Genomic DNA, 15,626 nt, shown 5'->3' with positions numbered 1-15,626 from the left:
CTTCTGATCAAATAAGGGGTATAGGCCGAGATAACGAGCTACCCCAACCCGTTAATGCTATTCCTCCGACTCATTCCGAATCGAATTAGCAATATCTACGAGCGATCCCCTATCCGGGACAAACCATCGACGGGTCCCCTGGACAGCTTTAGGGATTTGTTTACCTGCCTGACCAAACATTACCTGAACAAGCCGACTCGGCGAGTAACGTTCCCCATCCCACTCCCACAAGAGGGAATTTGACTTATCGTCGACCCATGTAGCCCGCGATCTACGAGGATCTCCCGAAACCCAAGCAGCCAGGGCCTTCCTTTCCGGCTTAGTAGCAGGGCGGAACTCTAGATAAGTCCCCTCTTCAATCGCCCCCGCATCAACGATGACAGTGACAGCGTTCGCTTGCCGTGCGCGACGCTCCCGTTCATCCGCCCTATAATCAGCCGACAGCTGGGGAACAGGGCGCCCAGAACGCAACCCCTTCCTTACCGCGGCAACGATTACGGAGTAACGACGGGCGGTACGGAATACACTCCAGATTTGAGAAGTCTCCGCAACCCCAGAATCAATACAATCCATCACCCATCGAAGAATTCCATCCACTTTCGACGGAATACTCTGTATCAAACTTTCCCAATCGTCATCGGCAAGCTTGCTCCACTCAGGATTCTCCTGAAAGAAGATATGCGCCAGCAGGTTTCTCCCTTGTTCCGCAAGAGCTGCGGCCCTACCCTCCCGATCTGACTGCGTTGCTTCGAGAGCCGATTCAACCTCCCGCACCACTTGCACTGCACGCCAGGTCTTTAGCGCATCCGGGCGATTGAAAATCTCGAAGTAAGTATCGTCGCTCCACAAGCGCCGCTCTTCAGAGTTCGCCCGAAAAGACATTTCCGCATTCGCGTGAGAGCACGCCAAAGCAACGGCCGCCTCAAGGATTCCGCAGCCAGCCGATGGGGACGGGATCGACTCTCCGCGCTTGTTGGCATACTTCCGATCCAGTACCACATCGAACTCGTAGCGCAGTCGAGCCTGGATCTTGTCCAGTGCCCGAAAATCCTGCTGCGCTACCCCATTCTGCGTATTGGTGGCAACCGTCACCCTCCGATCGAAGTTTTTAGGGGTTCCTTGCAGGGGAATTACTCTGACCGCAATACGCGCCCTGGCCACGGAGCCCGGGTTACGTTCATGAGCCTCGTGGATTGATGCGACCGTTTGAGCACCATTCACAACACTGGCCCCAAATAGTTCCAAATCACCTCTGAGGCCCGATTCCATGCTGTCGCAAAGTACGGTGATCCCGTTATGGAAGTACCAAAAGCTTTCCGGCTCCCTCAGCAGGGTTTCGACGATCCCTGAATTCACCTTGTTCAGACCTAGCGGATAGCGGATATTGCGCCTGAACAACCGATGCCGTTCGGTAGCGTACCAATTCGCGACCTGATCACCAGAGATGTTGCCGAAATAGGCGAGGTAGGGATCTTCAAGAAACCTAAGATCCGACATTTTTGCCTTAAGGTTTACTTTTGGATCGTGAATTCCAGCGCGAATCGAGGAGATGAAATCCGAGAGCAGAAGCGGTTCGACCCTCATGACCTCCGAGTCAAACTGATCGCATAGGTCACTCAGACCTCGAAGGACATTGGGCGACAGCACCTGATCACCCGCCAGCGCCGGAGCGAGAACTATTTTCGTCCGAGCATTATTCAGAGCTGCATCGAGATCCGGGAGAAGGGGGTCAATCCTCCGATTGAATCGATTATATTCACCCCTTACAAGCTTCCTGAATCCGTCTTCCAGCGCCCTAAGCGCGTCGCCATCAAAGGTGGCGGTCCCGTTTTCACTCCACTTTGCTTGCACTACCCAAATCTGAGGGATGTCACTATCTGCATCAACGGCGATGGCATCGATACCCCAGTCGTCAAAGCTATCGATTACGCACTTTGCGCTACGCTCGGGATCCATCCCCGTCAGCACATGGACGGCAAGAGCCGCCAGTGCGCGACTAAGGAAGGAATTCCGCTGGATTCTTTCCGGGCGGCCATTAAGGTCAGAGAGGTCGATAAACCCTGAAAATTGGGTTGTGAGTTCGGATTCGAGCTGCCGAACTTGAAGATCCTTCACGCTTCCCCCCGCTTTAACCTTTAGTTTCTACGCGCTACGGTTTGTCATCTACGAAATGCACCAACCGATGCGAAAGCTCCGGTCGTCAGGCTCCCGCAGGTCATTCAGCTCATCACCAAACCGCAACTCAGGCATGAATGGTCAACAAGTCATCCACAAGGCCCAGCTTGAGTGCGCGCACCTTCGCCAACTCCACTCTCTCACTCTCGATTTGCTCATCGCATGAGTGGAGCGAGTCGACGATTCTTCGCTGGTCGGCCAAATCAACGGGCATGTCGATCTCCAATTCTCGCAACCGAGTCGGGTTAACGTTGACCTGTTGGACCGCGACGGTCGAGATCGATCGAACCCTCTGGCGGATCGATGGATGCATCAACCACTCGACGAGATACTCCGGAATCAGGCGGGTCTCGTCAGGGTTGATTCGCACCAGGTACGAGGCAAATGTGGCTCTAGGGAGCTCCTCGCGCCAGATACCAGACTTCCCAATATGGTCAATACTGTTCGTCCGGTTGAACAGCACATCTCCGTTCCGGAGCTCCAGCCTTCCGGGAACTGGCACTGGGCTGTACTTCAAGTCCGAAAGTTCCGGCCTGCCGTTGTCAAGATTATTCATTCGCAAGACAGGGACGCCTCGCTGGTCTCCGTCAAGTGCCTCAGAGATGCCGTACTCGGCCTTGGGTACCACATCCTTGAGCGGTACCCGAGACCACCCAGCCGGGGGTTCTCCGGCCCTGATGGTGGCCATAGCAGAGAGCAGGACTCCCCGACGCACGCTGCGCAGCTTCGCAATCGACATCTCGATGGCGCGCTCTTGCGCCGACACGGCCTCGGTCAACTCGACGATCCGCTGTTGCTCCCGCAGTGGTCTACAAGGAAACAGCAATGACCCGAACCGACTACCTCCCAGATGGGAGATGCTCGTCTTCTCGGCAATACCGGCAAACACCCCGAGCGACCGCCAGCGCACGAAGACTGCTTGGGCATACTCCGGAAGAACCTTGGGCCCGGGGCGGAATCGGATGAGCGTGTTCTGAAAACAGTAGGCACCTGGAGTACCGGAGTACAGAGCACTCCGCCCTACCATCCGAAGATTCTCCTGCCCTTCGTTCAGCAGGATGTCTCCTGGGCGCAGCCCATACAGTTCACGCTCAGCCGACGAGAACCCCATGCTTTTCACATTGGAGACGTCGATACGCCCTTCATAGACGTTGGCCACCCGCAGATAGGGGAACTGTCCTGCCGCCTCCCGGCTGGCAGGCGAGAGCTGCTTCCCCATGCGTACGTCCCCGACCTCACGGACCGGAATCCACCGGACCTCGGTATCAGGCACCATAGCCCAACCCCTCTAGGAACCCATCCAGCGTCGCCGCAACCTTCTCCCGCTGCGCTTGGATCTCACGAAGCGATACCGCGTACTTATCCGCCCACATCTCATACGCATCGACCAACTCCCGCCGCCGACGCACCACATGACCGTCCAACTTCCCCGCCAGGTCATCCCGCAACAGCTCCAGCACCACCCTGCGCTCCCCCTCCGGGTCCAGCGCCTGCCGCGCCCGAATTAGCCTCGGCGGTTCGTCGTCCAGCGTGGCCGGATCCTCACTCGGCCATGGGAACCAGAACGCCGCCTCAAGGCGCTTGATCAGTGCACCTGCCTTCGCTCGGTCCTTCTTCACCTGAGCAAGCTCGGCCAACTGCTCAACGCTCAGGGCAACTTCTTCACGCGTAGGCGCATCGCCGTCCTCGTCGCCCCCGCCCTCGCCGTCGTCCGGCGGCTCCGGCTCGGCGTTCAGTTCCTTCCACCGCGCGTCCAGCTCCGCCTTCCGCGCGTCAGCCGCCGCCAGCTCCTCCAGGAAGTCGGGAGCGATCGCGGCAACCACCTTGTGGTCGTACGCCTGGCGCCGCTCCGTAGCCGTCCGCTTCCGGGGCTTCCTCGTCTTGGGATCCTGCTCGGGCGCGAGCAGCCCCTCCACGTTCTCGATCCAGCCGTCCAGGACCCCCGCGAACCCGTTCTCCGACAACGCGAGCAAGTCGTACTTGGCCTCGTACCACCAGCCGGCCACCGCGCCCGCCAGTGCGTACCGGTCGAGCAGCCGCACCTCTCCCAGTCGTTCCACGAACGACTCCATCAGCGAGCCGCGCACCCCCATCAGGGCGGCCTTGCGCTCCGATGAGGTCAGGTCGGCAAGGCGCTCCGGCGTGGCCGCCGCCGCCTCCAGGTGCCGGGCCTCTTCCTCCCACCATTTGGAGAAGGCGACCCGCATCGCGTCCTCACGCGGCCGGGCCAGGTCCGCCAGCCGCGCCGCATCCGGGCGCCGGCCCTCCGGCAGGAAGTCCACGTATTCCGGGTCCACCGGGTCGCGCTCGGCAAAGAGATCGCCCAGCTTAACCCCGTACGCGTCCAGCAGCGCCTGCTTCGCCGCGATCTCCGCGCGCGGCACTCCCCCCACCAGATGCGCGCGCACATCCTGCGGCTCCGGCGGAGGCGTGTTGTCCACGTAGCGGCGAATGTTGAGGTTGTCGTCGTTCTCGCGCAGCTCCTTGCGGGTCACCAGACGCGAGAAGCCGGGCACCTCCGCGTACGCGTGGAAGGTAGAGGTGATCTTCTCAGCGTGCTCGGGCAGCAGGACGTTCTGCGCCGACTCCTTGCGGTACTCAAGGTCGGCGTTGATGAACAGCACCGGCTTCTCTTCCTCCGAGCCCCGTGTCCTCGGCGGGCGCAGCACCAGAATGCAAGCCGGGATACCGGTGCCGTAGAACAAATTCGGGGCAAGCCCGATGACCGCCTCGATCGCGCCCTCGTCCAGCAGCCTCGTCCGGATCTCCTGCTCTCCACCCCCGCGGAACAGCACCCCATGCGGCATGACCGTGATGACCATGCCGCCGCGCCCCTCCCGCTTGGTCTCCCAGAGCATGTGCTGGAGGAACATCAGGTCGGCCTTGCCGCGCTCGCTCGTCACGCCGTGCGTCGTCCGCTGCGCGCGGTACTCCAGGTCGCTGAGCGTGTAGTCCATGGAGAACGGGGGGTTGCTGAGCACCCCGTCGAACCGGTCCGCGTCGGACTTCGGCACGTGTGCCGGCTCGGCAAGAGTGTCGCCGGTGCGCAGGTCGAAGCGGCGCACTCCGTGCAGCACCATGTTCATCGTCGACATGATCCAGGAGCCGCTGTTGGCGTCCTGGCCGGCGAAGAACATGTCCGTGGTGTCGCCGCCGCGCTCCTCCACGTACTCCTTGGCGTGGATGAGCATGCCGCCCGAGCCGACGCACGGGTCGTAGATGCGCATGCCCTGCCGGGGGCCGAGCAGCTCGACCATCATGCGGACGACCGCACGCGGGGTGTAGAACTCGCCGCCCTTACGGCCCGCCGAGTCCGCGAACTCCTTGATCAGATACTCGTAGGCGGCACCGATCAGATCGGGGAACTCGAAGTCGTCCGTCCGCAGCCGGATGCGCCCGAAGTGCGCGATGAGCAGCTTCAGCCGCTGGTCGGCCAGCGAGGCCGCGCTCGCCGACGTACCGGAGCCGCCGATGCGGTTGAAGTCGAGGTGATCGAAGAGGCCCTTGAGCTTGCTGTTCTGGCTCTCCAGCGCCTGGAGAGCGGGACGCAGTCGACCCTCGTTGATGTTGTGGGAGGACGAGGAGACCCACTTCCAGCGGGCGTTCTTCGGAACGAACAGCACATCGCGGTCGCTGTACGCGGACTCCTCCTCCAGGTAGCTCTCCAGCAGCTCCCCGGTGAGGCCCAGCTCCTTGGCCGCCTGTTCCTTGATGTGTTCGCGCGCGGCCTCGAACTCGTCATTCGCCCGCTTCAGGAACAGCAGACCGAAGATGTAGTCCTTGTACTCGGAGGCGTCCATCGTGCCGCGGAGAATGTCCGCGGCGGCGAACAGATGCCGCTCCAACTGCGCGAGCGTGAGCTTGGCCACGTACACAACTCCCCTACGACCCGATATGACGTAGGAACCCTACGGGGACGGCAGGGCCAAGCGAAAACCGTTCACCCTGACCGGCCGGCGCCCTGTCGTCAGTAGGCGGTGATCCCCATGCCGTCCTCGATGAAGTCGAAGACATTTGTGTAAGGGTCGCGCAGGGACAGCGGGACATGGTCACCATGGACCGAGTTCATCCGCACTGCGCGCTTCCTGGCCTCCGCGTAGCTGCCCGCGGGGATCTGCTCGGGCAGCACGATCTTGATGTTCGCGGCGTCCTTGGCGAACGGCAGTCGCGCCGAAGCCTGGCCGCAGACACCTCCGAAGGTGCCCGTCACCGGCTTGTGGTGCAGCAGCCGCCATACCTCGAAGCAGGGATGCGAGAAGGCCACACGGACGTCTCCTTCACGGGCCTGCTTCAGCGCCGCGTCGATCGACTCGTGCTCATCCCGGTCGAACATGCACCAGACCGTCGGCCAGTACTTCTTCTCCAGGCCGCTGCGCTTCGCCTCGCGGGTCTCCTCCCGCATGAGCCGCACCGCTGCCTCGACCAGCTTGATCGGCTTGCGCTGGGAGCCCGGGGCCGAGGAGTTCGCAATCCGCACTTCCACCCCGGCCACGCCCGCCCGGTCCCGGACGATGTTGATGTAGTCGGGCTCGGTGACCCGGCCCTCGGTGAAGACATGCACGACCCTGCGGCGCCGCCCGCCCTTCTTCGCGGGGCCCAGCGAGTCCCTCCCCCTTGTACGCGCCATCAGCTCCGCTCCGCCTCGTACTCGCGTTCCTTCTCGTTCGCGGCCAGCAGCCGCCGGGCGATCTGGCCCTCCAGGAGCGAGGGGACCGCGCCGAAGGCACCGGCCAGATAGGACTTCGTCAGGTCCTCTTCCTCGCCCGGCGACGCGGCCGTCAGCGGATACAGCTCGGTGGCCCCGTCCTCGTCCTTCTCCGTCAACCACACCTGGCCCGGTTCCAGCAGTCGACCGCCACTCGGCGTACTGAGCACCGATGGGTCGTGTGACGTGAAGACGAGTTGCGCACCCTTCGGGTTGGCCTCGGGATCGTGGAAAAGGCGGACGACCTCGGCGGCGAACCGCGGGTGGAGGCTCGAATCCAGCTCGTCGATGAGCAGCACGGCACCCTCGTCCAGCGCGAGGAGCAGCGGGCCGAGCAGCGCGAACCATGAGCGGGTGCCGAAGGACTCATGCCGCCAGTCGAAGGCCACGTCGCCGGTTGCCGACCGGTGGGCGAGTCTCACCGTGGCGCGGCCCTGGCCCTCCTCGACGACCTCGGCTCCGGTGATCCCCAGGTCGGCGACCCTCAGCAGCTCGTTGATACGGCGTGCGCGGCTGCCTGAAAGCTCTTTCGTGGTGAACGCCTCGCGCTGCGTCCGCTCGTCCTCCGGGTTGATGAGCCAGAGATTGCGGCGGAACCAGTGGAAGAGCGGCGAGAGCTGGGGATGGTTGTCCGTGCCGGCCGTGGACAGGAGCAGCGCGTTCGGTCGGGTGCGCCGCTCAAGCTGGGACCGGTCCTTCACCCGGCTACCCGGCCAGTCGTACACCTTGGCGCGTGAGGCGTCGCGGTCGAGCCATACCTGGCGGTGCCCGCGGGGGTAGCTGTGCAGCCATTCCGCCTCGACGCGTTCCGAGCCGAGCTCGAAGCCGTACGTCCAGCGCACGTCGTCGATCACGAGATCGGCCTCGAAGAAGCTCGGCTCGTCGCCCTCCTTGGCATCGAGTGCGAAGGGGATCCGCGCGGTGCCGTCGAAGGACGCCCAGCGCGCGTACGAGTTCAGGACGGCCGTGCGCATATCGGTCAGGGCAGCCAGCACATTCGACTTGCCCGACGCGTTAGCCCCGAAGATGCCGACCAAGGGAAGAACGCCTGAAGAGCGGCCGCCCGCCAGATGGAGAGGGCGCGCAACTCCGCTCGGTTCATCTTCGGGGACGACGAAGGACAGCTCCTGCTCCTCACGCAGAGAGCGCACGTTCGCCACACGGAATCTCAGCAGCACGCTGTCCTCCTCTCGCATCCTCGCGGTCAGACTAATCGTCCGTACGGACATCAGCGTGCCGGGTGAGGGCCTGGACTCCCGGAACATACCGCTCCTGACCAGTCCGAGTGGAGTGAACAGCTGATCGGTGCAGTGCGTCACGCACGCGCTACCCGGGTACTGGAGGCAGCCGACCGGCTCGCACGGGCGCCGACCCCGGCCGTGATCCGCCGGGCGGCCCCTACCGCAGCCCGAGGCAGGGCAGCCAGTCGCGCGAGGTGTCGTCGGTGGCGGTGAGCAGGGCGGCGAGGGCACCCGGGGCTCCGACGAGCAGGGAGGTCCCCGGTTGTCCGGGGGCGAGGGCCGCCGGCAGCCGGGTGGTCAGGTGATCGGCCAGCCGGGCGCCGAGCACGGCGGCGGGCGACAGCCGGGCCCAGCGGTGGAAGGCGTCGGCGACGGCCAGCACGCCCGCCGCGCCGTGGCACAGCGCGAGCCGGTCCGTCAGCGGATCGCCGAAGAGGTGGAAGTCCTCGTCGTACCGCTCCGCGAGGGTGGCGAAGGCGGCCGCCGCCCAGTCGGCCGCCGCCCGGTCGCCCAGCACGTCGGCCGCGTCCCAGAGCGCCCAGGTGATGCCGGGGGCGCCGTAGCACCAGGCCTGCCGGGCCCGCGCCCCGGCGGGCGGCGGGCCGTCGCGGCCCGCGCCGTCCCAGCTCCGGACACCCCGGTCGTCCTCGAAGGACTGCTCCACCAGCCAGTGGGTGGCGCGGCGCAGGGCGTCCGTCAGCCGTGGCCGTGGCCCGGTGCGGCGGACCGTGGCGGTGAGCGCGGCGACGAGTCCCGCCACGCCGTGACCCATTCCGGTGTTCACCCGGCCCTGCAGCCAGCCCAGCCGGGGATCTCCGGCGTACTGGCCGATGTGCAGCCGGCGCAGGTCGTCGCTGTCGCACAGCGCCGCCAAGTGGGAGGCGAACGGCAGGAGTTGGCGTACGGACGGCTGTGGTTCCTGTGCACAGAGCGCGAGCAGGGTGCCGGCCGGTCCGCCGATGAGGTCGTAGTCGGGCAGACCGACGTCCGTCGTCCGCCAGGGGTGCGCCGAGGCGCTGGTCAGCAGGTGGTCGCGCAGCCGGTCGGCGGCGCGGTGCAGCGGGGGGTGGATCCGGGCGGCCATGCGCAGGCCGACGTAGGTTCCGGCCAGGCCGCCGTCGAGCAGCCCGCCGTGGGAAAGGCCGCGGCCGACGGTCCGGGACCAGGCGGCGGCCGCGCGCCGGGCGCTCGCCGCCGCGGCGGGGTCGCCCGCCCGGGCGACCAGCGAGGCCAGTACCGGAATGCCGGGGTCGGAGGTGGCGTTCTCGAACTTCGGGTATCCGTCCAGGAACTGCCGGGCGAGTTCGAGTGCCGAAGGGTGCGGTCCGGGGCCGTGCGGTGCCATCGGGCCTCCTCGTCGGGGAGCCACCCGGACCGGTCCGGGTGGCTCCGTTCAACTCTGTGATGGACGCATGGTCAGCGAGGGACACATGACGTCCGGGTGAGGAGCCGTCAGCAGTTGAGGGCGGATCCACAGAGGGTCGAGTTGCAGATGATGATGGTGCACGCCAGGCTGTCGCTGGCCTCGACGGTGGGCAGGTCCGAGCCGGTGATCCTCTCGTCCAGCTCGTCGATCAGGGTGTCGAGCTCGGTGAGTTCGATGATGGGCATGGGATTTCCTCCTGTTTTCTCGGTGTTTCCTGTTTGGTGCCGGTCGCCCCGGCAGCCGCCGCACCGGGTGCGGGCGGGCCGGGGACGTCATGGACGAGCGCGGCGGCGGAGACCGCCAGCTCCTCGGGGGCCCGGTCGAAGGGGAGCCTGAGCAACAGCCCGGCGGCCACCGGTTCGCCCCGGTGCAGGGCGTCGCGCAGCACCAGCCCCTGCGGGCCGGGCAGCATCTCCTCGAAGATCAGCTCGTCACCGGGCAGCGCGGCGCAGGTCCGTTCGATGACGTTCAGCGCGGTCAGCGCTTCGAGGTCGGCCGGCACCGGCTTGGCCTCGAAGGCGGGCCGCACGAAGACGAATCGCGGCATACCGGCGGTCCGCCTGAGCGAGGCGAGCACCCGCACCCGGTCGAGATCCCCGTCGTCCCGCCGCCACAGGCGGGCCCGTGGCACCCGCCACATGGCCGGAGAGACGACCAGGTCCGTGCCGGCCGTCAGCCGCGGCAGGCGGATCACGTCGTCGCACGCGGGGAAGGCCGCGGCGAGACCGTCGAGACTGAGAACGGTCCCCGCCCAGGGGTGCCCGGCGGACAGCAGCAGCCGCACCAGCCGGTCGTACGGCGGCATCGGGTTGCGGGTGGCGTGGTAGACGGGCACCACGCGCTCGCCGTCCGCCTCGGCGACGATGCGGTGGCCCGACCGCCGCAGGGTGATGCGGTCCAGTGGCAGGTAGCGCTGCCCGGGTCCACCGGGCCCGAAATACGCGGCCGGATTGGGATCGCCCGTCCACCAGCGGGTGATGACGGGCCGTCGGACGGTGTTCGCGGCATGGTCCGTGACCGGCGGCACCAGCAGTTCGACGAACCTCACCCCGGCCCGCCGCTCCACGGCCGCCAGGAAGTCGCGGTAGGCGTCGACGGCGCCGTAGCCGCCGTACAGGTCCTGGAGCGCCTCGGCGAACCGGGCGTCGATGATTCCGGCGGGCGAGGCGGTCTCCAGTACCGCGACGGGCCCCGGGCCGGGCAGCGGGCGCAGCAGACAGTCCAACGGCCAGGGCGGCACCGCCGCTTCGGCCGGCGGCGCCCCGAACTCGTCCAGGAGGTCGTCGTCGATGTCCACCTGAGCCGCGTCGCGGTGGGCGGCGAGACGGTCGAGGAGCCGGGCGTATCCGGAGTCCGGTCCGTGGGCCGGGTGCCATCCCCCGTAGCGGCGCGGGGCCGGCGCGGGGGACGGCCGCTCGCCCGACGACAGCAGCGCGGCCAGGATCTCGCCGACCGGACGCGGGTGCTCGTCCAACTGCTCGGTACCGGGCGTGGGGGTCGGCGCGCCGGAGCCCGTGTCCCGGTCGGCCCGGCGCAGCGCGGCCAGGCGGTGGGCGGTGCGCAGGGCGCGCTGGACGCGGGCCGCGGCCTGTTCGGGCACGCGGGCGTCCAGGCTGCGGTAGGAGTCGAGGAACCAGTCGCCCGGTCCGGGGTCTCCGGCTCGGGCCGTCGGCCGGGGCAGTCGCCCGGATCCGGCGACCCGGGCGGCCGGGGACCAGTCGATGTGCCGCCGGCGCGGGGCCACGCAGATCTGGAGCACGCCCAGCCCCGTCAGGTGGGTGAGGAATCCGCGCAGTACGACGGGGTCGGCGACCGGCAGCGCGCATTCCAGCTCCGCGAGGGTGCGCGGACCTTCGGCGAACAGGGTGAGCAGCAGGTCCAGCAGCGCGGTACGCCGCACGGCGACCTGCCTCAGCCGCCCGGGATCGCCCGGGTCGATCGCGTAGCAGCGCAGCATTCCGCCCGCACCGCCTTCGTCTCCCCCATCGGTGAGGGACAGCGGGGCGGGCGCGAGCGCGGTGGCAGGGTCGGCGCCCCGCAGGTCCCGCGCACCGGCGAGGGTGCGTACGACGTGAACGTTCTCCACGGCGGCGGCGGCCAGCCCGGCCAGCTCGGTGCCGGGGGCGAGCAGCCGGAACCCGGACCCGGTGACCGCGTCCGGGAAACCGGAACCCGTCCCGTCCGCGAAGCCGCAGCCGCCGACCGGGACCGGAGCGACCTGCCCCGCCCATCCCCGCGGTGTGGTCTTCGCCGCCGCCCGGCCCAGGGCCCGCCACAGATACGCGGAACGTTTGCGCAGCCGCTTCCCGCTCCAGGTCTCGCCGTCGGCCAGGCGTGCGGCCACGTCCTGCGCCAGCCCGGGGCTCGCTCCGTCGACGAACTCCCGCAGGACCGGACTGGCGGACACCAGCGACCAGGCCAGCGCTCCCACCCGCTCGCGTTCGTCGCCGAGCGCGCGCTCCAGTTCCGCCCGGGTCGCGAGGGCCGACGCGGCGGCGCGGCAGAGCGCTCCGGCCTCCCGTACGAGCCACTCGGGTACGGCGGTCGCCGTCTCCAGGAACCGGCAGTCCGCCGGGCCCGGCGCCGAGCCGGAGTGCAGGCGTCGGCGCAGGGCCAGCACGGCACGGCGCTCGGTGTCCGTCAGGCGCCGGTCGGGGACGACGCCGCTCAACGCCTCGGCGAGGCGCCGGGCCTGCGCGGTCTGCCGCTCGACGGCGTCGGCGTGCTCGACGACCCGGCCGAACAGCCCGGAACCGCCTGCGGCCGTCCACATCGATGCGGGGACGCCGGAGGCGCGCACCAGGGCGGTGGCGCCGAGGAGCCGGTCGCCGGCCGGGCCGGGGCGGGCAGGTGCCGGCGGGGCCGTGTGGAGTCCGGTCATGTCAGCCCACCGTCCCGTCGTCCGCCCCGTCGTCGAACAGGGCCTCGGCGAGCAGGCTCTGGCGGGCGTGCGAGAGCCGTGCCCGGTTCCAGTGGAAGATCACGACGTGGGCGGCGGCGCGGCGCGGGCCGCGTTGTGCGTAACCGGACTCGAAGTAGCCGGTGCGCCAGCGGGCCGCGGCCAGGTGCACCGCCTCGCAGTGGCGCTCCTGGCCCACGCGCCAGGTCTCGGGCAGCCCGGTGAGGAGCTGTCCGCGAGGCTGTTCCCAGTAGGCGCGGATGCCCCGGGCCGCCCGGCGGAGCGCGGCGTCCCGCAGGCCCTCGGGGAGGCGGCGTCCGGTGTCCGTGCGCACCGCGTCCCAGACGCCCCGGTGTTCCCAGCCGACGATGCCCAGGCCGTCGAACATCTCGCGGAGCAGGGCGAGCGAGAGCCGCCAGTCGGCCGCGGCGTGCCCGCCGCCGTCACCGGGCCGCCGGGTGTGGTGGTCGAGCCAGGCCAGGGAGTCCGCGGTGAACACGTCGTGCACCCACGGCATGGAGCCGGGGCCGCCGAAGAGGTAGGACTCCGGCTCGTACACCGCACACACCGGCGGCCCGGCAAGTCGGCCGAACTCCTTGAGCCGGTCGAGGAGTTCGGTCTGCAGCAGAACGGTGCCGGCCGGCCTCGACGCCTGGAAGCGCACGCGCAGACCGGGGGCCTTGTGCATGAAGAAGAAGGCGCGCGCGGTGTGTTCGTCGAGGAGATCGTGCGCGGTACCGGCGAGCCATTCGTACAGGCGCGGCCATGAACGCGGCTGCGGGGCCAGATTCACCTGAACCCAGCTCGTCTCCGGGTGCTCCACCCCCAGCATGGGACCTCCGTGTGTCGTGTTTTCGGCATGACGGTGCATCTCAGGGATCGCCGGATGTGTCCGCGGAGTGGGCGCCGCGGTCTCGCCGGGGAATCGTGAGAAGCCCTGCTCGATGCTGTGTCGTCTACGGATTCGCGGACGCACGGGACGCTTCGGAACGCCCTGGCCGCTTGCCGGCCGGACCGGATGCGCCCGGGCCGGCCGGCCGGAACCGGAAGCCCTGTCTGTCTGCGCCGGACCGGTCAGGTCCGTCAACAGGTAAATTCCCTCGTCAACACCGACTGAAAGAAATATGGCAATTAGTCGGATGATGGACCGGTGTGCGCTTGGCGTGATCCGTGAGCCAGGAGCGCAGAAACCCACGCCGTCGCACGATCTACGGCAAGGGTGGACGCGCACCGCATCCGGGCTTCGAGCGCCCCCGTTTCCGCCTGTCTGCGCAGGTCACGACCGTGCCACGCTAACGGTGACCAGGGGCGGAACCCTGATCACCGTCTGGAAAGAGGTCTCTGTCATGAACCGCTTCAGCGCGCTCGCCATCGCCTCCCTCGCCCTCGCCCTGGGGCTGGCCACCGGACCCGCCGCGACCGCGACCACCGGGAACGCCGCAACCGCGGCGACCGGGAACACCGCTCCCGAGAGCGCCAGGGCTTCCTTCAGCTGCAGCCCCGGTTACTTCTGTATCTACAGCGACTGGAACGGGGGTGGCACCCGCTGCCAGTGGTCCGACAAGCAGCGGGCGAATACCGCCGACGACTGCTCGTTCATCCAGCGGGGCCAGAACGTCCGCTCCGTGTGGAACGCGACCGGGCACCGCGTGCAGTACTACACCCAGACCAACTACAACGCCCGGGTCGGCTCCACCCCCGCCGGCAACGGCGGCAACCTCCAGGGGAACTACCAGATCCGTTCCTTCAAGCCCCAGTAGCGCCGACAGCACCAGAGGTATGGAGGTCCTCCCCGGCCGACGGCCGGGGAGGACCTCCGCATGTCCGCGGCCGGGCGTGCGGAGCATCACCCTGGACAGCTTCCATGACTGCCGGGTAACTTTTGAATGTATCTGAGCAAGCGCTTAGCCAGGTCGGGCCGAATTGACCGAGGCGGACCCGAGACCGACCGCCGAGAGAACACCGACCGAGAACCGGCCGAGCCGACGCCGACCGAAGCTGATCTAGGAGGCACCCCGTGCGCCGTACGGTATTCAACGAGGACCACGAGGCGTTCCGCGAGACCATACGCGCCTTCATCGAGGCAGAGGTCGTCCCCCACTACGACGAGTGGTTCCAGCAGGGCATCGTGCCGCGCGAGCTCTACACCAAGCTCGCCGACCTCGGCCTGTTCGGCATCAACGTGCCCGAGGAGTTCGGCGGCGCCGGCCTGGAGACCCACAAGTTCGAGGCCATCCAGTACGAGGAGACCGCCCGCGCGGGCGTCAACTTCGGCGGCTCCGGCGTGCACGTCCTGCTCGCCCTGCCGTACATCAAGATGCTCGCCACCGACGAGCAGAAGAAGCGCTACCTGCCGAAGTTCGTCTCCGCCGAGGAGATGTGGGCGCTCGCGATGACCGAGCCGGGCACCGGCTCCGACCTCGCGGGCATGAAGACCACCGCCAAGCTCTCCGACGACGGCACCCACTACGTGCTCAACGGTTCGAAGACCTTCATCACCGGTGGCGTCCACGCCGACCGCGTCATCGTCTGCGCCCGCACCTCGGCGCCGACCGCCGAGGACCGCCGCTTCGGCATCTCCCTGTTCGCCGTCGACACCAAGTCCGAGGGCTACTCCCTGGGCCGCAAGCTCGACAAGCTCGGCCTGCGGACCTCCGACACCGCCGAGCTGGCCTTCTCCGACGTGAAGGTGCCGGTCGCGGATCTGCTCGGCGAGGAGAACAAGGGCTTCTACTACCTCGGCCAGAACCTGCCGTCCGAGCGCTGGGGCATCGCCTACGGCGCGTACGCGCAGGCCAGGGCCGCGGTCCGGTTCGCGCAGCAGTACGTGCAGGAGCGCACCGTCTTCGGCAAGACCGTCGCGTCCTTCCAGAACACCAAGTTCGAGCTGGCCGCCTGCCAGGCCGAGGTGGACGCCGCCGAGGCCGTCGCCGACCGTGCCCTGGAGGCCCTGGACACCGGTGAGCTGACCGCTGCCGAGGCCGCCTCCGCGAAGCTGTTCTGCACCGAGGTCGCGCACCGGGTCATCGACCGCTGCCTCCAGCTGCACGGCGGCTACGGCTACATGAACGAGTACCCGATCGCCCGTCTCTACGCGGACAACCGGGTCAACCGCATCTACGGCGGCACCAACGAGGTCATGAAGTCGATCATCGCCAAGTCCATGGGCCTGTGAGAGCG

General features: G+C 67.5%; 11 protein-coding genes. 2 read left to right on the top strand and 9 right to left on the bottom strand.

What is annotated here, in order from left to right:
* Nucleotides 1-57 precede the first annotated feature (57 nt).
* The 9 genes from EES42_RS08820 to EES42_RS08785 all read right to left on the bottom strand — a co-directional run bounded on the left by EES42_RS08820 (nucleotide 58) and on the right by EES42_RS08785 (nucleotide 13,278).
* The gene (locus tag EES42_RS08820) at nucleotides 58-2,115 is read right to left on the bottom strand and encodes an AIPR family protein (RefSeq protein ID WP_124717593.1); all 2,058 of its coding nucleotides are present in this window, start codon (nucleotides 2,113-2,115) and stop codon (nucleotides 58-60) included.
* A 127-nt stretch (nucleotides 2,116-2,242) separates the two neighbouring features.
* Nucleotides 2,243-3,394 carry a restriction endonuclease subunit S gene (locus EES42_RS08815; protein WP_164495201.1) on the bottom strand — a complete coding sequence of 384 codons (1,152 nt, stop codon included), beginning with the start codon at nucleotides 3,392-3,394 and terminating at the stop codon, nucleotides 2,243-2,245.
* A 46-nt stretch (nucleotides 3,395-3,440) separates the two neighbouring features.
* Nucleotides 3,441-6,044: a type I restriction-modification system subunit M gene (locus tag EES42_RS08810; protein ID WP_124717591.1), complete on the bottom strand. Its 2,604-nt coding sequence runs from the start codon at nucleotides 6,042-6,044 to the stop codon at nucleotides 3,441-3,443.
* A 98-nt stretch (nucleotides 6,045-6,142) separates the two neighbouring features.
* Nucleotides 6,143-6,802 carry an RloB family protein gene (locus EES42_RS08805; protein ID WP_124717590.1) on the bottom strand — a complete coding sequence of 220 codons (660 nt, stop codon included), beginning with the start codon at nucleotides 6,800-6,802 and terminating at the stop codon, nucleotides 6,143-6,145.
* Entirely contained in the window at nucleotides 6,802-8,058 is a 1,257-nt protein-coding gene (locus tag EES42_RS08800) for an AAA family ATPase (RefSeq protein ID WP_124717589.1), read from the bottom strand. Before EES42_RS08800 ends, EES42_RS08805 begins: the two co-directional genes overlap by 1 nt.
* Before the next feature lie 220 nt (nucleotides 8,059-8,278).
* Complete coding sequence (locus tag EES42_RS08795) at nucleotides 8,279-9,466, bottom strand: lanthionine synthetase LanC family protein (RefSeq protein WP_124717588.1); 1,188 nt, start codon at nucleotides 9,464-9,466, stop codon at nucleotides 8,279-8,281.
* A gap of 107 nt (nucleotides 9,467-9,573) precedes the next feature.
* Entirely contained in the window at nucleotides 9,574-9,732 is a 159-nt protein-coding gene (locus tag EES42_RS44640) for a hypothetical protein (protein WP_164495200.1), read from the bottom strand.
* Nucleotides 9,696-12,428, bottom strand: coding sequence for a lantibiotic dehydratase (locus tag EES42_RS08790; RefSeq protein WP_124717587.1), 2,733 nt, complete (start codon nucleotides 12,426-12,428; stop codon nucleotides 9,696-9,698). Before EES42_RS08790 ends, EES42_RS44640 begins: the two co-directional genes overlap by 37 nt.
* Before the next feature lies 1 nt (nucleotide 12,429).
* A complete protein-coding gene (locus tag EES42_RS08785) occupies nucleotides 12,430-13,278 on the bottom strand; it encodes a thiopeptide-type bacteriocin biosynthesis protein (RefSeq protein WP_241196327.1) in 849 nt (282 codons plus the stop codon).
* A 514-nt stretch (nucleotides 13,279-13,792) separates the two neighbouring features.
* On the opposite strand from EES42_RS08785, the gene EES42_RS08780 reads away from it, so the two are divergent.
* Nucleotides 13,793-14,206 carry a peptidase inhibitor family I36 protein gene (locus EES42_RS08780; protein WP_124717585.1) on the top strand — a complete coding sequence of 138 codons (414 nt, stop codon included), beginning with the start codon at nucleotides 13,793-13,795 and terminating at the stop codon, nucleotides 14,204-14,206.
* Nucleotides 14,207-14,463: 257 nt separating this feature from the next.
* Nucleotides 14,464-15,621 carry an acyl-CoA dehydrogenase family protein gene (locus tag EES42_RS08775; RefSeq protein ID WP_124717584.1) on the top strand — a complete coding sequence of 386 codons (1,158 nt, stop codon included), beginning with the start codon at nucleotides 14,464-14,466 and terminating at the stop codon, nucleotides 15,619-15,621.
* Nucleotides 15,622-15,626 lie beyond the last annotated feature (5 nt).

Source organism: Streptomyces sp. ADI95-17 (assembly GCF_003846175.1).
Taxonomy (GTDB): Bacteria; Actinomycetota; Actinomycetes; order Streptomycetales; family Streptomycetaceae; genus Streptomyces; species Streptomyces sanglieri.
Note: the sequence above shows the minus strand (reverse complement) of the source record. Positions and strands in the feature narration are given on the sequence as shown.